Genomic DNA, 18,800 nt, shown 5'->3' with positions numbered 1-18,800 from the left:
GATTCAGAATGAACAGAATGGAATTTCGTTATTTACCGATGACCGAGCAAGACGAACGCGATATGCTCCAGACGATCGGTGTCGAATCGATCGAAGATTTGCTTGAAGATATCCCGGCCACGCTCCGGGAGACGGCATCGTTGTCTGCCATCGGCGCTCCGCTCCCAGAAGTCGATCTCGTCCGCCACATGACGAAGCTTGCCGAGAAGAACCTTCACACGAAATCACATCCGAGTTTTCTAGGAGCCGGCATGTACGACCACTTGTCGCCAAGCGTCATGAACCATATGTTGCTCCGTTCTGAGTTTTACACGGCATATACGCCGTATCAACCTGAAATTTCACAAGGTGAACTGCAAGCGATGTTCGAGTTCCAGACGATGATTTGTGAACTGACGGGGATGGACGTCGCCAACTCGTCGATGTACGACGGCATTACCGCACTCGCGGAAGCGACGTACCTCGCGAGCGCTCATACGAAGAAGAAACGTGTCATCGTCTCTGGTGCTGTTCACCCGGAAGCGAAAGACGTCATCCGCACATACGCGGATGGACCGGGACTTTCCGTTGAATATACACATGTTGCGGCCGGCGTGACGAATTTGACGGACATCGATTTGACGGACGCCTCGTGTCTCGTCGTTCAGTACCCGAACTTCTACGGGCGCGTCGAGGACTTGGCGACGCTCGCGAAAGCGGCCCATGATGCCGGTGCGCTCTTTGTCGTATCGAGCAACCCGCTCGCACTCGGTATTTTAGAGTCTCCTGGTGCGCTCGGGGCCGATATCACGGTCGGCGATGCCCAACCGTTCGGGATCCCGCAAAGTTTCGGTGGTCCATCGTGTGGCTACTTCGCCGTCAAAAAGGCGCTCATGCGTAAACTGCCGGGTCGTCTCGTCGGTCAGACGGTCGACGAGGACGGGAAACGCGGCTTCGTCTTGACGCTACAGGCACGGGAACAGCATATCCGCCGCGATAAAGCGACATCGAACATCTGCTCGAACCAGGCGCTCAATGCGCTCGCCGCCTCGATCACGATGTCCGCGCTCGGGAAATATGGGATTCGTGACATGGCCGTCCGCAACATTCAAACGGCCCACTATATGAAAGAGGCGCTGAAGTCGGCCGGTCACCCAATCATCGATGAAGGACCGATGTTCAACGAGTTCGTCGTCGATTTCGGTACCGATGCGGAAACCGTGTCACGCCGCTTGCTTGACAATGGGATCATCGGTGGATTGCCGCTCGGAACGTATGATGCTGATCGTCAAACACAGATGTTGCTATGTGCGACCGAACTGCGCACGAAAGAAGAGATTGACGGATTTATTGAAGTGGTTGGGGGGACGAACTGATGCAACACGAACAAACGCTCATTTTTGAAGTGTCACGTGCCGGACGTACCGGTTACAACTTGCCGACACCGACCGTGCCCGAAGTTGATATCGAGGCGCTGTTACCGGCGTCGATGATTCGTCAAGAGGCGGCCGAACTGCCGGAAGTGTCGGAACTAGATGTCGTTCGTCACTATACGTCGCTGTCGACGCGGAACCACGGTGTCGATTCCGGCTTCTATCCGCTCGGATCATGTACGATGAAATACAACCCGAAAGTGAACGAAGATATGGCACGTCTGCCTGGGTTCGCCCACATCCACCCGCTCCAACCGATCGAATCGGTGCAAGGGGCGCTCGAGATGATGGTCGACCTTCAAGACCAGCTCGCTGAAATCACGGGGATGGACGAAGTGACGCTCCAACCGGCAGCCGGGGCCCACGGGGAATGGACCGGACTCATGTTGATCAAAGCATTCCACCAGCATAACGGCGATATGAATCGGACGAAAGTACTCGTCCCGGACTCGGCGCACGGGACAAACCCGGCCTCGGCCGTCGTCGCCGGATTCGAGACGGTCACGGTCAAATCGGATGAGCGGGGACTCGTCGACCTCGCTGACTTAAAAGCGAAAGTCGGGGACGACACGGCAGCGCTCATGCTCACGAACCCGAACACGCTCGGTTTGTTCGAGGCAGACATTCTTGAAATTGCCAAAGTCGTCCATGAGGCAGGCGGTAAACTGTACTACGACGGTGCCAACTCGAACGCGATTCTAGGGATCGCTCGTCCTGGTGATATGGGCTTTGACGTCGTCCACTTGAACTTGCACAAGACGTTCACAGGACCGCACGGCGGCGGCGGCCCGGGCTCGGGACCAGTCGGCGTCAAGCGCGACTTGATCCCGTACTTGCCGACACCGATCGTAAAAAGAGCGGACTCAGGCTTTGCGCTCGATTACGATCGCCCACAGTCGATCGGACGCATCAAACCGTTCTATGGAAACTTCGGCATCAACGTACGCGCCTACAGCTACATTAAGACGATGGGCGCCGAAGGGCTGACGCGTGTCTCGCGCGAAGCAGTGTTGAACGCCAACTACATGTTCGCCCGTTTGAAGGACGCGTTCGATGTGCCGTACGACACGTACTGCAAGCACGAATTCGTCTTGTCGGGTAAACGTCAAAAAGCACTCGGTGTCCGTACGCTCGACATCGCCAAACGATTGCTCGACTTCGGATACCATCCGCCGACGATCTACTTCCCGCTCAACGTCGAGGAGTGCATCATGATCGAGCCGACCGAGACGGAATCGAAAGAGACGCTCGACGCGTTCTGTGACGCGATGCTTCAGATCGTCAAAGAGGCAGAAGAGAATCCGGAGATCGTTCAGACGGCGCCGCACACGACGGTCGTCAAACGACTCGACGAGACGCTCGCTGCCCGTAAGCCGGTATTGAAGTATGAGCGACGCCAACCATCCTCAATCAACTAAGCCACAACCTGCTCGCAATTCGCGAGCGGGTTTTTGATTTGTGCCAAGATGAGTGGTTGTGACGATTGTATGAACTAAAAAATGTCTTAAATGTGAATAGTTGAACAAGTGTGTGGACTTGAAACTATATAACTAGCAAACTAGTTATATAAGAGGAGGTGATGAAGATGGAATGGACTTTGAAAACGGACGAAGAACTTCGCGAATCTTTGCGTATCTGTCAATTTGATGAGGGAGAGCTCGAGCGACAAGCCGCCTTCCATAAAGGGCTGGCAGATCCAACTCGGTTAAAGATCGTCCGCCTGTTAGGCATAGCCCCGATGTGCTTATGTGAACTGTCGAGCGCGCTCGAGATGCCGAACTCTACGTTGACACATCACCTCCGTTTGCTAGAGCGTGGTGAAGTCATTCGCTCTACACGCTTGGGACGGAACACCGTTTTCCAATTGACAGAGAAAGAAGTGGGTGAACATGTTTGATCGGATTGGAGACTTTATCGCATACGACGTCCTTGATCTAAGTGGCCGTTTCGGTGAAGCTGTACAATTTTTCGTGATGGACGTCGTAAAAATAACCGTCCTGATGAGCATTATGATTTTTGTGATCGGATATATTCGCAGTTATTTCCCTGTAGAAAAAGTTCGCGACTATTTGAGTGGCAAGCGGAAAATCGGCGGATATATTGGTGCCGCTGGTCTAGGCGTCTTGTCGCCGTACTGTTCCTGCTCGACGATCCCCTTTTTCATCGGGTTCGTGGAAGCGGGTATTCCGCTCGGGATGACGTTCACGTTTCTCATCACGTCACCGATTGTGAATGAAGTTTCCATCGTCCTTCTCATCTCGATGTTCGGTTGGAAGATCGCGTTCTTATATGTATTTGCAGGGGTGATGGTCGCATTGTTCGCTGGCCTGCTAATTGAAAAGTTACATCTTGAAAAGTATGTGCAAGACTACGTATATCAAATCAAAAGTCAACAAGTCGCGGTCACAATTGAATTATCACAAGCAGATCGTTTAGTGACAGCGCTCAATAGCGTCTATGAGACCGTAAAAAAAGTGGGACCTTATTTACTGATTGGGATTGCGATCGCGGCAGGGTTTCACGGGTTCATCCCGGCCGAGTTCATTATGCGTGTCGCAGGGGGAGATAACTGGTATGGCCCAATCGTTGGAACGTTGATCGGGGTCCCGCTCTATTCCAATGCGATCGGGACGTTGCCAGTCATCGAAGTGCTCGTAGGGAAAGGGATGGCGATCGGAACGGCTCTTGCATTCATGATGTCGACCGTCGCTTTGTCTGTACCTGAAGGTCTATTGTTGAGCCGAGTGTTGAAGAAAGAGCTCGTCATCATTTTCTTCGTCATTGTGACGTTAGGGATCACGATAATTGGTTACTTATTCAATTTTATACTATGAGGAGGAGTCAAACATGAACATAAAAATTTTAGGGACCGGGTGTCGCAATTGCAAAACGCTGGAGCAAAACGTCGTAGAAGCGTTACGACTAACTGGGAAGACAGCGACGGTTGAAAAAGTGACGGACATCGAGAAAATTATGTCGTATGGAATTATGAGCACGCCTGGCCTCGTCGTCAATGAGGAAATCAAATCGGTAGGGAAAGTTTTAACACCAAAATCGATCGCTAAATTCTTTTGAACGTTCAATCAAACAAGCGTTGCCCCAACGAATGTTGGAGCAACGCTTGTTTGTGAGGGTCAGTCTTTTTTGACTTTCCCTTTCCAGTTTTTAAATCCGCCTTCAAGCATATAGATATCGGTGTAGCCATTTTTCATGAGCAGTTTGGCCGCTTGGTTCGTACGCGACTTGCCTTGACAGTACATGAGGATCGGTTGATCTTTCCGTAGCTCTTTCATCCGAAGTTTCATCTGGCCGACCGGGATATTACGGGCCCCGATGATGTGGCCTCCTTTGTACTCGTTCGGTTCACGGACGTCGATCAATTGTCCTTTGCGGAGCGAAGCGCGAAATTCTTCTTGTTTCATTTTTTTCAAACCACGAGCCGGCATGAAGCGCCAGACGATGTATGCGATGAGCGCAGCCCAGAGGATGATGACGAGGATTGTTTCGATTCCCATTGATGTTCTCCCTTTCTCTATTAAGTTTCACCAACATTCATTATAAAGAATTTAAGGTCATGAGACAATGATTGACTAGACGATTTGCCCGTTCTGCTTTCTGTTTTACACGGGTTACGCTAAAATGGAGATTGGAGAACGGAACATAAGGGGAGGCTACGCCCATGCCGACACCGAGTATGGAAGACTACTTAGAACGAATCTACTTACTGATGGTCGAGAAAGGATACGCCCGTGTATCTGATATCGCCGAACATTTAGGGGTGCATCCCTCCTCAGTCACGAAAATGGTGCAAAAGTTAGACCGGGAAGGTTATTTGGTGTATGAAAAATACAGAGGCCTAATGTTGACGAATAAAGGGCAGAAGATCGGCAAGCGGCTCGTCGAGCGGCATACGATGCTCGAGTCGTTCTTGCGGCTGATCGGAGTCGATGAAGCGCACGTCTATGAGGATGTTGAAGGCATCGAACATCATTTGAGTTCGAACACGCTTGACTGCATGACCCAATTCGTCGAATTCTTTGAAGACAAACCCGAGCTGATGGAGCAGTTTCGACAGTTTCAAGAACTGAATATGACACGCGATGAGTGAAATCGACCACTAGCCGACTGTTGAAGCGGATAGTGGTCTTTTTTTTATGCGCCTTAACCAAAATCCGAACATTAACATCGTTTTATTGAATTAAATCCTTTTTTTTGATTGGTTGTATGATAAAATGATTGCTGGATAGATAAACGAGGGGGTGACGGCGAACAATCGCCGACAAATGAATATTCAAATCAAAGGGAAGTTATTTGATGAAGCGCAGATCAAACAGCGCGTCGCTGAACTCGCGGAACAGATCGAACGTGATGCGGCCGGGACACCAATCGTCCTCGTACCCGTGTTAAAAGGTTCACTCGTGTTCGCTGCTGATTTGATGCGACAGATGAAAGGGAGCGTCCAACTGGACACGGTCGCGACTTCGTCTTACGGGAAAAAGTCGGTCTCGAGCGGTAACGTCCAACTTCGGAAAGATCTCGACCTCGACGTCGAAGGGAAATATGTCGTCATTATCGAGGACATCATCGATACCGGTCAGACACTCAAATTTTTGTGTCAGCATATGAAGCTGCATCAACCGGGAGAATTGAAAATTTGCACGTTGCTCGATAAACCGGCTCGTCGCCTCGTCCAACTTGACGCGGATTATGTCGGATTCGAGATTCCAGATGAGTTCGTCATCGGGTACGGCATCGACTACGCGGAACAATACCGCAACTTACCGTATATCGGATTTGTCGAGACAGACTAAAAGGAGCGCCTCTCGAGGCGCTCCTTTTACATGTTCGCTTTCTTTTTCTTCTTGCCCTTTTTCCCTTCGATGACGGTCAGGTGAGGGGCGTCGCTGCGATGGACGCTCGTGCGCTTCGACAGTTTGGTCACGTTCGAGCCTGATTTGGTGTTCTTTTTCTTAGCGGCCGCTGCGGAAGGTTTGACTTTTTGGCTATTGCCCGGTCGCGCCATCCGTTTTTTCGACGCTTGTGCGGTCTTCCGGTAACGCACGTCCTCGGCCGAAATTTTAGGAGCCATGAAGACCCGGTAAATCACGTAAAAGATTAACCCGAAAATACCGATGAAGAGTAGCTGTCTGAACAATCGACCAGGATCGGTCGCTAACATATGTCCGACTCCGATGAAGCCTAAGATGAACACGATGGTCGCCGCGGTCGAGCCGATTCTTTGTCTGATCATGGTGTTTTCCTCCTCTTTATCCCTCTCTTTGGACGTCCAGTTGACCGAGTTCGGAACGTTCCCACGTCTCGAACGCTTCGATGGCGACGCGAATCTGTTCGTCGTTCGGTTCTCGCGTCGTTAATAGTTGCAATGAAAGTCCTGGTTTACCGAGCACGGATAAAAACCGATGCTCCCGGAAGCGATTGGTGAATTGAAGCACCTCGAACGAGATGCCGATGACGACCGGCAACAGCGCGATCCGGCTGACGAGCCGGACCCAAAGTGGGTCGATCGGGACGACCATATAGACGCCGATGCCGACAAAAACGGTGAACAGGATGAAGCTTGAACCACACCGATAGTGGAGGCGTGAGCTTGAACGGACGTTATCAACGGTGATCGGTCGTCCGGATTCGTAGCAGTTGATAACTTTATGCTCGGCGCCATGATATTGGAAGACGCGTCTGATGAGCGGGGTCAATGAAATCAAGTATAGGTAGCTGAGCAGTAATACTAGTTTAATTCCCCCTTCGAGCAGGTTTTGAATCACGTGACCGGACAGTGCGGGCACGTTTTGGAACATAGCGGCAAGGAGCGCCGGGGTGACGTTGAAGATCAATTTTCCGAAGATGTAAGAAATGACACCGACGATGGCGATCATGATGACCATGAGGATGTTTTGCTTCTGCTCTGGTTTCTCCGTGACGTCTTCGCTCGGGTCGACGTCATAGCGATCGCTCGCGAAGTTCATGTGGGCCGATCCGTTCTTTAACGACTCGTATAAAGCGACGATGCCGCGAAGGAACGGGACTTTTTTCAACGATTGGACCCACGGGACGAGGAGTCGAGGCTGTTTGAACGTCTCGATCGATCCGTCTTTACGCCGGATGGCCGAGGCGCTCTCGGTGCGTCCTTGGAACATGACGCCTTCGACGAGTGCTTGACCGCCGACGGGGATCAACTTTTTATTTTTCATAGGTTCTCCTCGATTCTGACAAGTATATAGTTGAATTATAACGTGATTCGATCGAAAAACGAAACCTCAGGTGACGCGATTATCGCTCGTCGCATAAATTTGTTACAATAAGAAAGACTTGACGAATGAGGGGGAAGGCTTGTGCATATACTTGTCTTGAACGGACCGAATTTGAACTTGCTAGGTAGACGGGAACCGGATGTGTACGGGGATGTCTCGCTGAAAGGCTTGACGGCAGAACTGTTGCTCGAAGCACCGGGAGATGTTCGTCTCACGTTCATCCAGTCCAATCATGAAGGTGAGCTGATCGATGCGTTGCATGAGGCGTATGATTACGCGGGCGTCATCTTGAACGCCGGGGCGTATACGCATACGTCGATTGCATTGCGGGACGCGATTGCCGCTATTTCAGCCCCGGTCGTCGAAGTACATATCTCGAACGTGCATGCCCGTGAGTCGTTTCGTCACGAATCGAAACTTGCCGGTGTCTGCCTCGGCGTCATCAGCGGCTTCGGATTGACGAGCTATACGCTCGCGTTGCATGCACTCATCGAACATTGGAGGAATCGACATGATTGAACGCGTCAACAAGCTACAAGCTCAGTTAGAAATGAACGGGATCGATGGATTGCTCGTGACGAAACGAGAGAACATTCGTTACTTGTCTGGGTTTACCGGGTCGAGTGGGGTCATTTTGATCACAGCGAAGGCGGCGAGTTTCATCACGGACTTCCGCTATACCGAGCAGGCAGCTAGCCAAGTAACCGGTTATGACATCATCGAGCTCGAAACATCGCTCATCAAGTCGGTGTCTGACATCGCGAGCCGAGAAGGGGTGAAGCGTCTCGGGATCGAACAAGATGACATGACGGTCGGGACGTATCGGGCTTATGAAAAAGAAGTAGCGGCTGAACTGGTCGAGACGTCAGGAATCGTGGAAAAGCTGCGCTTGATTAAGGACGAGGCAGAGATTAAGATAATGAAGGAAGCTGCGGCGATTGCTGATGCGGCGTTTGCCCACATCCAGACGTTCATTCGCCCAGGACGCACTGAGAAAGAAGTCGCCAATGAGTTGGAGATGTTCATGCGCGGCCAAGGTGCGGATTCGTCTTCATTCGATATGATCGTCGCTTCTGGTCATCGTTCGGCATTGCCGCACGGTGTGGCCAGTGACAAAGTCATCGAAGCCGGTGAACTCGTGACGCTCGATTTCGGAGCGTACTACAAAGGGTACTGTTCGGATATTACGCGCACGCTCGCAGTCGGCGAGATCTCAGACAAATTGCGCGAGATTTATGACACGGTGTTACGTGCCCAACTGGCAGGCGTGGAAGGGACTCGGGCCGGCATCACTGGCATCGAGGCTGACGCGTTGACGCGTGACGTCATCAAAGAAGCTGGGTACGGCGAGTACTTCGGCCACTCAACCGGTCACGGACTCGGAATGGAAGTACATGAGGCGCCAGGGTTGTCATTCCGGTCTGACACGGTGCTCGAACCTGGGATGGTCGTCACAATCGAGCCAGGGATCTACATCGCCGGCATCGGTGGCTGCCGCATCGAAGATGATATCGTCATCACGAAGGATGGAAATGTCCGTCTCACGCAGTCGCCAAAAGAGTTAATCACGATCGAGGCTTAAGTCTCAGCTCATTTTTAGGAGGAAATCAATATGGTATCAGTAAACGATTTAAAGACAGGATTAACAGTCAAAACATCAGATGGTTCGATTTGGCAAGTCATCGAGTTCCAACACGTCAAACCAGGTAAAGGCGCAGCGTTCGTTCGTACAAAAATGCGCAACTTACGTTCTGGTGCGATTCAAGAGACGACGTTCCGGGGCGGCGAGCGGGTCGAACGCGCTCACATCGAACGTAAAAAAATGCAGTATTTGTATCCGATGGGCGACACGTACGTCTTCATGGATACGGAGTCATATGAGCAGCTCGAATTGACGGGCGAGCAAGTGAAAGCGGCGCTTCCGTTCATGCTCGAGAACATGGAAGTGAGCATCGCTGATTATAACGGTGAGATCCTCGGGATCGAGCTTCCGACGACGGTCGTCTTGACGATCACAGAAGCTGACCCAGGTGTTAAAGGGGATACGGCGTCGAACGTCAAAAAGAACGCTACGGTCGAGACAGGCCATATCATTCAAGTCCCGCTCTTCATCGAGCCAGGTGAAAAAGTAACGGTCGACACACGTACCGGCGACTTCATGGGACGTTATAACGGGTAATACGAGCAGTGTCCATTCAAACGAATGGGCACTTTTTTTGTCGTTGCATTCACTGGTCTGACCAGTTATAGTAGAGTAGAGATTAGTACCAGGTATAAATAGGGGGTTTATTTCATGCAAATCGATCATATTAAAGAGCTGATTGAACTGCTCGACCAGACGTCTATCCATGAGATGGAGCTCGAGACGTCCGAGTTCAAACTGTCATTAAAAAAAGAAACGGCGCAGCAAATCGTCGCGAGCACACCGCTTGCTCAACCGAGTACTGCTCCGTTATCTGGACCAGCCGTAGAAGAGAGCGAAGCGCCTCAAGCGGAAGTGAGCAACTTACGTACCATCACATCTCCGATGGTCGGAACGTTTTATTCACGCCCGGCCCCGGATAAAGACACATACGTCAAAGTAGGCGACCGTGTCGAGATGGGTCAGGTCGTCTGTATATTAGAAGCGATGAAACTGTTCAACGATGTCGAGGCCGAAATCAGCGGGGAAGTCGTTGAAATCCTCGTCGCCGACGGCGATCTAGTCGAATATGGCCAAGCGCTCTTTAGCGTGAAGTGAGGGTGCTATGAAATTACTCATTGCAAACCGCGGCGAGATCGCGGTACGAATCATTCGGGCAGCCAAAGAAATGAATATCCCGACAGTCGCCGTCTTTTCGGAGGCAGATCGTGAGGCGTTGCACGTTCGTCTCGCGGACGAGGCGTATTGTATCGGACCGAACCCGTCGAAAGACTCTTATTTGAATATCCCGAACATCTTGTCGGTCGCTTGTGCGGTCGATGCGACGATGATCCATCCTGGGTATGGATTTTTGGCAGAAAATGCCGAGTTCGCCGAGATGAGCGAAGCGTGCGGGATCCAGTTCGTCGGTCCGAGCAGCTATGCGATTCGGAAGATGGGCATTAAAGATGAAGCGAAACGGACGATGATCGAGTCAGGTGTGCCTGTCGTCCCGGGATCGAGCGGTGTCGTGACGGACGATGAGGCGATTGAACTCGCCCGAGAAATCGGTTATCCGGTCATCATCAAGGCGACGGCAGGAGGCGGCGGACGCGGGATTCGTGTCGCTTTCGACGAAGAAGAGCTCATCAAAGGACTCGTCGCGACCCGTAAAGAAGCGAAGCAAGCCTTTGGGAACGGTGACGTCTATTTAGAGAAATATATCGAATCGTTCCGTCACGTCGAGGTGCAAGTGCTCGCTGACCAGTACGGGAACGTCATTCATTTAGGAGAACGGGACTGCACGATCCAACGCCGGATGCAGAAACTGATCGAGGAGGCCCCGTCGCCTGCGATCGACGAGGCGACGCGTCAAGCGATGGGAGAAGCGGCCGTCAAAGCGGCGAAAGCGATCCAATATTCGGGCGCCGGGACGATCGAGTTTATTTATGTCCCTGAATCGAACGAGTTTTACTTTATGGAAATGAACACGCGAATCCAAGTCGAGCATCCGGTCACGGAGATGATCACCGGCTTTGATCTCGTCCAAGCGCAACTTGAAGTCGCGCTCGGGCATCCGCTCGCCATCTCACAGGCCGATATCGTCTTTAGCGGTCATTCGATCGAATGCCGCATTAACGCCGAAGACCCGTTCACCGACTTCCGTCCGATGGCCGGCAAGATCGATCAATATATCGTTCCAGGAGGAATGGGGGTACGGGTCGACAGCGGCTTATACGCAGGTGCCGTCATCCCGCCGTTCTATGACTCGATGGTGGCGAAGTTGATCGTCCACGCCCCTACGCGCGAGGAAGCGATTGCGAAGATGCTCCGTGCCCTTGACGAGTTCACGGTGTCGGGTATTCATACGACGATTCCGTTCCATCAACAAGTCATGGCGCACGAACATTTCCGTAACGGTGCGTTCGACACGAAATTTGTCGAAAAAGAAATGATACTGACGAAATGAGTCGAACGAGGAAGCCCGAACATTATTTCGGGCTTCCTTGTTTTTTGTACTGAATTTGTGAGTGCTTTATGCTAAACTATCACAGTCAACAACCCGCCACTTAACGCCTTGACGGTCCGTTTGAGGTGGGGGCTTGCGTCCATCGAGGACTCGACGGCGCCTCTACCCTCGTAGAGTACGGTTACGCTCGTTCCTGCCCGGTAGTGCGGACGGCGCTCATGCGCCTCCTACCTTCGCGTGGCGGAACATCGGGACGGTTGACCTCGCCCCTTCCATGGGGGTCATGCTCCCGTGGCACCTGTACCGATGTGTTCGATGCCTTTCCGATGCAGGTTCATCGCGCCGACGCGGTCATCATTCGATCGGTACCGGCAGTTCTTGCATTGGAACGTGTGCAGCTTCTTGTCCCGGTTCGCGGGTGGCTTTAAACGTGCCTCGCTTGTGCTTCACCATTCTTCCGTCGTAGAAGGTGGTCTCGCCCTGGCTGTCGTACGTGACCGCCAGGAAGTTGATGCCGAGGTCCACACCGACGATGTTTGTGACGCAAGCGTCGTCGAGTTCGGGGAACGTCTTCGTCACGGGGATGTGTAGGAACCATTTCTCGTGTTTGTGCACCAGTTTGGCTGTGCCGAACCGCCACGTTCCGTTGAAGTACTGCCTCATGCCCTTACGCGCATAGTCCAGCTTGATCCGTCCGTCCAGCGTGTTCACGCTGAACCGGTCCTGGGTGAGCGAGTAGTCGCGGTTCCAGACGAGGTCGTATTCGGGACGCTTGAACTCCACACGGGACCACGCGTGCCCGTTCGACTTCGCCGACTTGTACCGAGCGATCACCGTCTTCATGACCGACTGGGCCATCTGGCTCTTCAGGCCGAACCGTTGCCGGAGCTCGGCATAGTGCGAGTCGTTGAGGCTCGCCTGGTTCAGGTCCCTCGTCTCGAAGACGTGTCCCGACAGCCAGTCACAAGCCGACCGGTATGCGTCCATCGTTGCCCTCAGGATAGCCGCTTGAGGGGGCGGGACGAAGAGTTGGACCTTCGCAGTGATGGTGGACATTGGGTTCACCGCCTTTCACTAGAGATAATATTTTTTTCCCGTAGAGAACAGTTTACAAACGAACAACCGGAGAGGATGGGCAAGAGATGAGGCCGGTATCGATAGCGACGTTGTCTGCCAAAACGGACATGCGTGATTCAGTCCCGGCGGCAATTTCTCCCCCACTTATCGTCGGGCTGTGCCCGGAGCACGATTGAAGTAGGGGTATCCTTGCCGATTAAAGATGAAAGCAAGCAAAAGGAGAGTATCTGAATGAAACGTCATGAAGCACGGGAAAAAGCGATTCAAACGCTTTTTCAAATCGAAGTATCAAAACTTGAGGTAGACGAGGCTATCGAATTTGCCCTCGACGGCATGGAAACAGATCCATTCTACGAGCAACTCGTCGTTGAAACGTTGGAGAAGAAAGACGAGATCGACGCGTTGCTCATCGAGAACTTAAAGAACTGGCGGCTTGACCGACTCGGCAACGTCGAGCGGACGATTCTTCGGATGGCGACATATGAATTGCTGTATGTCGAAACGATTCCAGATAAAGTCACGATCAATGAAGCGGTCGAACTCGCTAAGTCATTCGCTGACGAAGAAGCGGCCAAACTCGTGAACGGCGTACTCGGAAACATCATTAAAGCGTAAGTATAAACAGAGAAGACACCACACCAACTACAGAGAAACCTAACATAACGGGGGATGAGAGAGATGGCAGTAGTGATCGACGGGAAACAAATCGCAGCATCGTATCGGGAAACGTTGAAAGATCAGGTGACAGCTCTTCGGGCGCGCAGTATCACCCCGAAATTAAAAGTCATTTTAATCGGGGACGACCCAGCGAGCCACAGTTACGTTCGCGGGAAAGAGCGAGCGGCCAAAGAGATTGGCATCGACTCGCAAATACTTCGATTTGATGATGACATGACCGAAGCGGATTTACTGAAGCTGATTGATTTATTGAATGAAGATCAAGCGGTACATGGGATTCTCGTCCAACTCCCGTTACCGAACCATATCGATGAATCGCGCGTCATCATGCGAATTTCACCAGACAAAGACGTCGATGGCTTCCATCCAGAGAACGTCGGGAAGATGATGCTCGGTCTTGACACGCTGTTGCCGTGCACGCCGCATGGCATTTTACACCTCGTCAAAACGCAGACCGACCTCGTCGGGAAGCATGTCGTCGTCGTCGGGAGAAGTCAGATCGTCGGCAAACCGGTCGGCATGCTGTTTTTGAACGAGTCGTCGACTGTCACGTATTGCCATTCGAAGACGGCTGACCTCGGAGCGATGACGAGACAGGCCGATATTTTGATCGTCGCGGTCGGACGGGCCGGACTCGTCACGGCCGACATGGTCAAACCAGGTGCGATCGTCATCGACGTCGGTGTCAACCGTGTCGACAATCGTCTCGTCGGGGACGTCGACTATGAAGGTGTCAAAGACGTGGCGAGCGCCATCACGCCTGTACCTGGCGGCGTCGGACCGATGACGATCACGATGCTCATGCATAACACGGTCGAGGTCGCTTCGCGTGGCTAATGCGATTCAAGTGTCCGAAGTCGTCCGTTACGTCAAACGACAGCTTGACGACGATCCGATTTTACAACAAATCGCGGTCGTCGGTGAGATCTCGAACTTTAAACGTTACGCTTCGGGTCATTGCTATTTCACGTTGAAAGATGAGGCGTCTCGTATGAAAGCCGTCATGTTTTCACGTGACGCCAGAACGCTCACGTTCGAACCGACAGACGGGATGAACGTCGTCGTCGTCGCGCGCGTGACGATGTACGAGGCGACGGGTGACGTTCAGCTGTACGTTGAACTGATGCGTCAAGACGGTGTCGGTCTATTGTTTGAACGTTACGAGGCGAGAAAACGCGAACTCGAAGCGAAGGGGTGGTTCGACGCGGGCCGGAAGCGTTCGCTCCCGGCCTTCCCTGAACGAATCGGGATCATCACGTCCCCCAAAGGTGCTGCCTTGCACGACATCGCGACGACACTGCGGCGCCGGGCGCCACACGTAGCCATCACGTTCGCCCCGGTTGCCGTCCAAGGTGACTTGGCGGCCCCGCAAGTGGCGAGTGCGATTCGCTGGATGAACGAACGGACGGACTGTGACGTCTTGATCGTCGGCCGGGGCGGCGGCTCGATCGAGGAACTGTGGGCGTTCAACGAAGATATCGTCGTTGAAGCGATTTACAACTCGACGATTCCGGTCATCTCGGCCGTCGGTCACGAAACCGACTTCACGCTTGCCGATTTTGTCGCCGATTTACGTGCGGCCACACCGACGGCTGCGGCGGAACTTGCGACGGCGACGATCGATGCGCAGCGAAAAGACGTCGAGCGTTTGACGATGCAGTTGCAGCGTTCCGTCACGAATCAAATGACAGCTGTGCGCGACCGGCTCGAACGGGCGGCGAACAGCTACGGGTTGAAGTCGCCGCGGTTCACGCTCTCACAAAAGCGGGACCGGTTCGCTCAGGCTGAGATCCGGCTCGAGCAAGGTGTCACCAAACAACTGACGTTCGCCCGCCATCGTCTCGCTCAATCGCAGCAGCGGCTCGATGTCCGGAATTTGGCTCGGGCACTGCGGACGAACGATGAACGGTACCGTCAATTTGAAGGACGACTGAACCGGATTCGGCCGCTCGAACGGCCGACCGAACGCTTTGCCGCGCAGGTCGGCAGGTTGCATGCGGTCAGCCCGCTCGCGGTCCTATCCCGAGGCTATACGCTTACCGAGCAAGACGGGACGTACGTGAAAGATGTCAAACAACTACATGACGGAGTCGTGACGATCCGTTTCCGAGACGGTCACGCCGTCGCGGAAGTGAAGGAGAGACATTATGGCGAAGAAACAAGAAGAACAGACGTTTGAGACGGCGCTAGCCCGACTCGAAGACATCGTGGCGAAACTTGAGACTGGAGAAGTCGCGCTTGAAGAAGCGATGACGCTCTACGAGGAAGGTGTTCGTCTGTCGGCGCTTTGTCAGTCAAAATTGACGGCTGCCGAAAAGAAAATGGACGAAATTTTAGAACTTGACGGTACGCTCCGTGACAAAGGAGGCGCCGTATGAGTCAGTTGATGCTCGATGAGTGGAAACGTGCGGTCGAACAGGCGATGAGTCGTCTCGTTGACGACGCTTCCATGCCGGAGCGACTGTTCGAAGCGATGACCTATTCATTAGAGGCGGGTGGGAAACGGATTCGTCCGGCCCTCCTGTACGCCGTCCTCGATACATACGGCCGACCGATTGAAATTGGTCACGAAGCCGCCGTCGCACTCGAGATGGTACATACGTATTCACTCATTCATGACGATTTGCCGGCGATGGACGACGACGATGTCCGCAGAGGCCGTCCGACGAACCATCGCCAGTTTGATGAAGCGACCGCGATCCTTGCGGGCGATGCGCTCTTGACGGACGCATTTCAAGTGATCACCCGCACGCACGCCGCGCCTGAAAAACTAGTGAGTTTGATTTCACGGTTCAGCGAGGCGGCCGGTAGCGCCGGGATGGTCGGTGGACAGCTAGACGACATGCTAGCCGAGAAACGACTACACGTATCGCTAGAGACGCTTCAGTCGATTCATGCCCGCAAGACCGGGGCGCTGCTCGTCTATGCGCTCGAAGCAGGAGCGATTTTGGCCGATGCGTCCGCAAGCGACCAAGCGGCATTGAAGCGTTTCGGAGCGCATCTCGGTGTTGCGTTCCAAATCCAAGATGACATTTTAGACGTCGAAGGCGATGAGGCGTTGATCGGGAAACGCGTCGGTTCGGACGAAGGGAACGATAAATCGACGTATCCGAAGCTGCTCGGTCTTGACGGTGCGAAACAAGCGCTCGCTCAAGAAGTCGCGCAAGCTGAAGCTGCGCTCGCCGAACTGTCGGTCGCTTCACCTCGTTTGCATGAGCTACTTTATTTTGTCGTCAAACGCAATCATTGACTTTAGGTGACACGATGAGCACATCGTGTCACCTTTGTTTTTCTGTATGTATAGCATATATGGACACATTCTTGTAAAATGTAAGGTACGAATCAGTAATACGACAGGAGAAAGGATGGTCATCATGGACCTGACATCCATTCAAGACCCGTCATTTTTAAAGAAAATGTCGGTGACCGAGATCGAAGCGCTTGGCGCAGACATCAGACGGTTCTTGATTGAAAAATTGGCAGAAACGGGAGGGCATCTCGGACCGAACCTCGGCGTTGTCGAGTTGACGCTTGCCTTACACCGTGTATTTGACAGTCCGAAAGATCAACTCGTATGGGACGTGGGGCATCAAGCCTATGTCCACAAAATTTTAACGGGACGGACGAACCAGTTCGACACGCTTCGCCAGTATAATGGCTTATGTGGGTTCCCGAAGCGCTGTGAGAGCGAGCACGATGTATGGGAGACGGGGCACAGTTCGACCTCGTTGTCGGCGGCAATGGGGATTGCCATCGCCAACGAGCTAAAAGGGCGAGCGGATGATCGCGCCATCGCCATCATCGGAGACGGTGCTCTCACGGGCGGAATGGCGCTCGAAGCACTCAATCACATCGGGGCCGAGAAACAAAACGTCATCGTCATTTTAAATGACAATGAAATGTCGATCGCGCCAAACGTCGGGGCGATGCATAATATGCTCGGCCGGATGCGGGCGTCACGTAAACTGAAGCATGCCCGCGAGGAAGTCGAAGCGCTCATCAAGCACATCCCGATTGTCGGAAGTTCGCTCGAACGCAGTGGCGAACGAGTCAAGGACATGTTGAAGTCGGCACTCATACCGGGTACGTTCTTCGAAGAACTTGGCTTCACTTACTTCGGACCGACGGACGGTCACGATTTGAAAGATTTGCTCGAGACACTCGAGTATGCGAAAAAAATTGATGGACCGGTACTCGTCCATGTCATCACGAAAAAAGGCAAAGGCTATCGTCCGGCCGAACTAGATGGCATCGGGACGTGGCACGGTCTCGGACCGTACAAGATTGAATCTGGTGAAGTCATTAAAGGGAAAGTCAAAGGACCGAGCTATTCAAAAGTCGTTGCCGAAACGATCACGAAAGTCGCGGAGACGGATGAGCGTGTGACGTTGATCACGCCAGCGATGAGCGTCGGTTCGAAACTGGACTGTTTCAACAAGCAATTCCCGGAACGCATGTTTGACGTCGGCATCGCCGAGCAACATGCGGTCACGCTCGCCGGAGGTCAAGCGACACAAGGTCTCAAACCGGTCGTTTCAATCTATTCGACGTTCTTCCAGCGCGCCTATGATCAGCTCGTACACGATATTTGCCGCCAAAACTTGAACGTCGTCTTCACGATTGACCGGTCGGGCCTTGTCGGCGCCGACGGGGAGACGCACCAAGGCGTGTTCGATATCGCCTTCATGCGCCATGTGCCAAACATTCGGATTTTGATGGCGAAAGATGAGGAAGAATTGCAACATCTCGTCTACACGGCGTTAAAATATGATGATGGACCGATCGCTGTGCGGTTCCCGCGCGGAGAAGGCATCGGTACCCCGATGAGTGAGACGTTGCGTGAACTTCCGCTCGATGAGTGGGAAGTCGTGGCTGACGGGACGGACGTGGCCATCTTGACGTTCGGGCCGCAAGTGCAAGATGCGCTAGAAGTGAGAACGCTCCTCGAAGGACAACGGAGCGTACGGGTCATCAACTGCCGTACGATCAAACCGCTCGACGATGCGATGCTTACCGCACTCTATGAGGAAGGCATCCCGCTCGTCACGCTCGAAGAGGCCGTTCTTGCCGGAGGATTCGGAAGCAGCGTGCTCGAGCATGCGAGTGATGCGAGACAGTTCCCGCGCGTCCTTCGTCTAGGGATTCCGGACCGTTATATTGAACATGGCGCGGTCAATCAACTGCTAGAAGAGATCGGACTCAGACCGTCTCAAATCGCGGAATCGGTAGAGCAGTTCATTCAAATGACAAATCGACAGAATGTGTGAGGAATT

Annotated in this window: 21 protein-coding genes and 1 pseudogene; 18 read left to right on the top strand and 4 right to left on the bottom strand. The window is 53.0% G+C overall.

The window, feature by feature from the left end:
• The first annotated feature begins 17 nt into the window (after positions 1 to 17).
• The 5 genes from gcvPA (at position 18) to EVJ22_RS01450 (ending at position 4,487) form a co-directional block, all read left to right on the top strand.
• Positions 18 to 1,355: an aminomethyl-transferring glycine dehydrogenase subunit GcvPA gene (gcvPA, locus tag EVJ22_RS01470; RefSeq protein ID WP_071397734.1), complete on the top strand. Its 1,338-nt coding sequence runs from the start codon at positions 18 to 20 to the stop codon at positions 1,353 to 1,355.
• Positions 1,355 to 2,830 carry an aminomethyl-transferring glycine dehydrogenase subunit GcvPB gene (gene gcvPB / locus EVJ22_RS01465; RefSeq protein ID WP_071397724.1) on the top strand — a complete coding sequence of 492 codons (1,476 nt, stop codon included), beginning with the start codon at positions 1,355 to 1,357 and terminating at the stop codon, positions 2,828 to 2,830. Before gcvPA ends, gcvPB begins: the two co-directional genes overlap by 1 nt.
• A 167-nt stretch (positions 2,831 to 2,997) precedes the next feature.
• Positions 2,998 to 3,309, top strand: coding sequence for an ArsR/SmtB family transcription factor (locus tag EVJ22_RS01460; RefSeq protein WP_233589556.1), 312 nt, complete (start codon positions 2,998 to 3,000; stop codon positions 3,307 to 3,309).
• Complete coding sequence (locus EVJ22_RS01455) at positions 3,302 to 4,246, top strand: permease (protein WP_071397723.1); 945 nt, start codon at positions 3,302 to 3,304, stop codon at positions 4,244 to 4,246. Before EVJ22_RS01460 ends, EVJ22_RS01455 begins: the two co-directional genes overlap by 8 nt.
• 13 nt (positions 4,247 to 4,259) lie before the next feature.
• The gene (locus EVJ22_RS01450; protein WP_131442945.1) at positions 4,260 to 4,487 is read left to right on the top strand and encodes a thioredoxin family protein; all 228 of its coding nucleotides are present in this window, start codon (positions 4,260 to 4,262) and stop codon (positions 4,485 to 4,487) included.
• A gap of 59 nt (positions 4,488 to 4,546) precedes the next feature.
• Here the strand turns inward: EVJ22_RS01450 and EVJ22_RS01445 are convergent, their stop codons facing one another.
• A complete protein-coding gene (locus EVJ22_RS01445; protein WP_016510373.1) occupies positions 4,547 to 4,927 on the bottom strand; it encodes a rhodanese-like domain-containing protein in 381 nt (126 codons plus the stop codon).
• A gap of 164 nt (positions 4,928 to 5,091) precedes the next feature.
• Between EVJ22_RS01445 and mntR the strand changes: the two genes are divergently transcribed.
• Complete coding sequence (gene mntR / locus EVJ22_RS01440; RefSeq protein ID WP_070327049.1) at positions 5,092 to 5,520, top strand: transcriptional regulator MntR; 429 nt, start codon at positions 5,092 to 5,094, stop codon at positions 5,518 to 5,520.
• Between the two features lie 175 nt (positions 5,521 to 5,695).
• A complete protein-coding gene (gene hpt, locus EVJ22_RS01435; RefSeq protein ID WP_070327050.1) occupies positions 5,696 to 6,223 on the top strand; it encodes a hypoxanthine phosphoribosyltransferase in 528 nt (175 codons plus the stop codon).
• A gap of 26 nt (positions 6,224 to 6,249) precedes the next feature.
• Here the strand turns inward: hpt and EVJ22_RS01430 are convergent, their stop codons facing one another.
• Positions 6,250 to 6,663: an SA1362 family protein gene (locus EVJ22_RS01430; protein ID WP_131439864.1), complete on the bottom strand. Its 414-nt coding sequence runs from the start codon at positions 6,661 to 6,663 to the stop codon at positions 6,250 to 6,252.
• Positions 6,664 to 6,679: 16 nt separating this feature from the next.
• Positions 6,680 to 7,621 carry a DUF1385 domain-containing protein gene (locus EVJ22_RS01425; protein ID WP_131442943.1) on the bottom strand — a complete coding sequence of 314 codons (942 nt, stop codon included), beginning with the start codon at positions 7,619 to 7,621 and terminating at the stop codon, positions 6,680 to 6,682.
• Between the two features lie 141 nt (positions 7,622 to 7,762).
• Here EVJ22_RS01425 and aroQ point away from each other — a divergent pair, with 141 nt between their 5' ends.
• The 5 genes from aroQ to accC all read left to right on the top strand — a co-directional run bounded on the left by aroQ (position 7,763) and on the right by accC (position 11,772).
• Positions 7,763 to 8,200: a type II 3-dehydroquinate dehydratase gene (gene aroQ / locus EVJ22_RS01420; protein WP_070327052.1), complete on the top strand. Its 438-nt coding sequence runs from the start codon at positions 7,763 to 7,765 to the stop codon at positions 8,198 to 8,200.
• Positions 8,196 to 9,263: a M24 family metallopeptidase gene (locus tag EVJ22_RS01415; protein WP_131443280.1), complete on the top strand. Its 1,068-nt coding sequence runs from the start codon at positions 8,196 to 8,198 to the stop codon at positions 9,261 to 9,263. The genes aroQ and EVJ22_RS01415 overlap by 5 nt, the downstream gene beginning before the upstream one ends.
• A 30-nt stretch (positions 9,264 to 9,293) precedes the next feature.
• A complete protein-coding gene (gene efp, locus EVJ22_RS01410) occupies positions 9,294 to 9,860 on the top strand; it encodes an elongation factor P (RefSeq protein WP_070327053.1) in 567 nt (188 codons plus the stop codon).
• 114 nt (positions 9,861 to 9,974) lie between these two features.
• Positions 9,975 to 10,421 (top strand): acetyl-CoA carboxylase biotin carboxyl carrier protein, encoded by a 447-nt coding sequence (gene accB / locus EVJ22_RS01405; protein WP_131442941.1) that lies wholly within the window; start codon positions 9,975 to 9,977, stop codon positions 10,419 to 10,421.
• 7 nt (positions 10,422 to 10,428) lie between these two features.
• Positions 10,429 to 11,772, top strand: a complete 1,344-nt coding sequence (gene accC / locus EVJ22_RS01400; RefSeq protein WP_071397714.1) for an acetyl-CoA carboxylase biotin carboxylase subunit — start codon at positions 10,429 to 10,431, stop codon at positions 11,770 to 11,772.
• Between the two features lie 281 nt (positions 11,773 to 12,053).
• Here the strand turns inward: accC and EVJ22_RS01395 are convergent.
• Positions 12,054 to 12,828: pseudogene (locus EVJ22_RS01395) on the bottom strand (nuclease/transposase family protein).
• 252 nt (positions 12,829 to 13,080) lie between these two features.
• Between EVJ22_RS01395 and nusB the strand changes: the two are divergent.
• From nusB to dxs, 6 genes are all read left to right on the top strand, one after another.
• On the top strand, positions 13,081 to 13,464 hold the full coding sequence (gene nusB / locus EVJ22_RS01390; RefSeq protein WP_071397713.1) for a transcription antitermination factor NusB: 384 nt from the start codon (positions 13,081 to 13,083) through the stop codon (positions 13,462 to 13,464).
• 63 nt (positions 13,465 to 13,527) lie between these two features.
• Positions 13,528 to 14,364 carry a bifunctional methylenetetrahydrofolate dehydrogenase/methenyltetrahydrofolate cyclohydrolase gene (locus tag EVJ22_RS01385; RefSeq protein WP_071397712.1) on the top strand — a complete coding sequence of 279 codons (837 nt, stop codon included), beginning with the start codon at positions 13,528 to 13,530 and terminating at the stop codon, positions 14,362 to 14,364.
• Positions 14,357 to 15,706: an exodeoxyribonuclease VII large subunit gene (gene xseA / locus EVJ22_RS01380; RefSeq protein WP_071397711.1), complete on the top strand. Its 1,350-nt coding sequence runs from the start codon at positions 14,357 to 14,359 to the stop codon at positions 15,704 to 15,706. Before EVJ22_RS01385 ends, xseA begins: the two co-directional genes overlap by 8 nt.
• On the top strand, positions 15,675 to 15,905 hold the full coding sequence (xseB, locus tag EVJ22_RS01375) for an exodeoxyribonuclease VII small subunit (RefSeq protein WP_016510387.1): 231 nt from the start codon (positions 15,675 to 15,677) through the stop codon (positions 15,903 to 15,905). Before xseA ends, xseB begins: the two co-directional genes overlap by 32 nt.
• Positions 15,902 to 16,777: a polyprenyl synthetase family protein gene (locus tag EVJ22_RS01370; RefSeq protein ID WP_071397710.1), complete on the top strand. Its 876-nt coding sequence runs from the start codon at positions 15,902 to 15,904 to the stop codon at positions 16,775 to 16,777. The genes xseB and EVJ22_RS01370 overlap by 4 nt, the downstream gene beginning before the upstream one ends.
• A gap of 124 nt (positions 16,778 to 16,901) precedes the next feature.
• On the top strand, positions 16,902 to 18,794 hold the full coding sequence (gene dxs / locus EVJ22_RS01365) for a 1-deoxy-D-xylulose-5-phosphate synthase (protein WP_071397720.1): 1,893 nt from the start codon (positions 16,902 to 16,904) through the stop codon (positions 18,792 to 18,794).
• Positions 18,795 to 18,800 lie beyond the last annotated feature (6 nt).

It is taken from the genome of Exiguobacterium sp. SH0S7, from assembly GCF_004337195.1.
In the GTDB taxonomy this organism is placed as follows: Bacteria; Bacillota; Bacilli; order Exiguobacteriales; family Exiguobacteriaceae; genus Exiguobacterium; species Exiguobacterium aurantiacum_A.
This window is presented reverse-complemented; position numbering and strand designations above follow the sequence as displayed.

Excerpts from the sequence above, each read along its gene's own strand:
- gcvPA (WP_071397734.1), top strand. The coding sequence starts at position 18 with ATGGAATTTCGTTATTTACCGATGACCGAGCAAGACGAACGCGATATG.
- gcvPB (WP_071397724.1), top strand. The coding sequence starts at position 1,355 with ATGCAACACGAACAAACGCTCATTTTTGAAGTGTCACGTGCCGGACGT.
- EVJ22_RS01460 (WP_233589556.1), top strand. The coding sequence starts at position 2,998 with ATGGAATGGACTTTGAAAACGGACGAAGAACTTCGCGAATCTTTGCGT.
- EVJ22_RS01455 (WP_071397723.1), top strand. The coding sequence starts at position 3,302 with ATGTTTGATCGGATTGGAGACTTTATCGCATACGACGTCCTTGATCTA.
- EVJ22_RS01450 (WP_131442945.1), top strand. The coding sequence starts at position 4,260 with ATGAACATAAAAATTTTAGGGACCGGGTGTCGCAATTGCAAAACGCTG.
- EVJ22_RS01445 (WP_016510373.1), bottom strand. The coding sequence starts at position 4,927 with ATGGGAATCGAAACAATCCTCGTCATCATCCTCTGGGCTGCGCTCATC.
- mntR (WP_070327049.1), top strand. The coding sequence starts at position 5,092 with ATGCCGACACCGAGTATGGAAGACTACTTAGAACGAATCTACTTACTG.
- hpt (WP_070327050.1), top strand. The coding sequence starts at position 5,696 with ATGAATATTCAAATCAAAGGGAAGTTATTTGATGAAGCGCAGATCAAA.
- EVJ22_RS01430 (WP_131439864.1), bottom strand. The coding sequence starts at position 6,663 with ATGATCAGACAAAGAATCGGCTCGACCGCGGCGACCATCGTGTTCATC.
- EVJ22_RS01425 (WP_131442943.1), bottom strand. The coding sequence starts at position 7,621 with ATGAAAAATAAAAAGTTGATCCCCGTCGGCGGTCAAGCACTCGTCGAA.
- efp (WP_070327053.1), top strand. The coding sequence starts at position 9,294 with ATGGTATCAGTAAACGATTTAAAGACAGGATTAACAGTCAAAACATCA.
- accB (WP_131442941.1), top strand. The coding sequence starts at position 9,975 with ATGCAAATCGATCATATTAAAGAGCTGATTGAACTGCTCGACCAGACG.
- accC (WP_071397714.1), top strand. The coding sequence starts at position 10,429 with ATGAAATTACTCATTGCAAACCGCGGCGAGATCGCGGTACGAATCATT.
- nusB (WP_071397713.1), top strand. The coding sequence starts at position 13,081 with ATGAAACGTCATGAAGCACGGGAAAAAGCGATTCAAACGCTTTTTCAA.
- EVJ22_RS01385 (WP_071397712.1), top strand. The coding sequence starts at position 13,528 with ATGGCAGTAGTGATCGACGGGAAACAAATCGCAGCATCGTATCGGGAA.
- xseB (WP_016510387.1), top strand. The coding sequence starts at position 15,675 with ATGGCGAAGAAACAAGAAGAACAGACGTTTGAGACGGCGCTAGCCCGA.
- EVJ22_RS01370 (WP_071397710.1), top strand. The coding sequence starts at position 15,902 with ATGAGTCAGTTGATGCTCGATGAGTGGAAACGTGCGGTCGAACAGGCG.
- dxs (WP_071397720.1), top strand. The coding sequence starts at position 16,902 with ATGGACCTGACATCCATTCAAGACCCGTCATTTTTAAAGAAAATGTCG.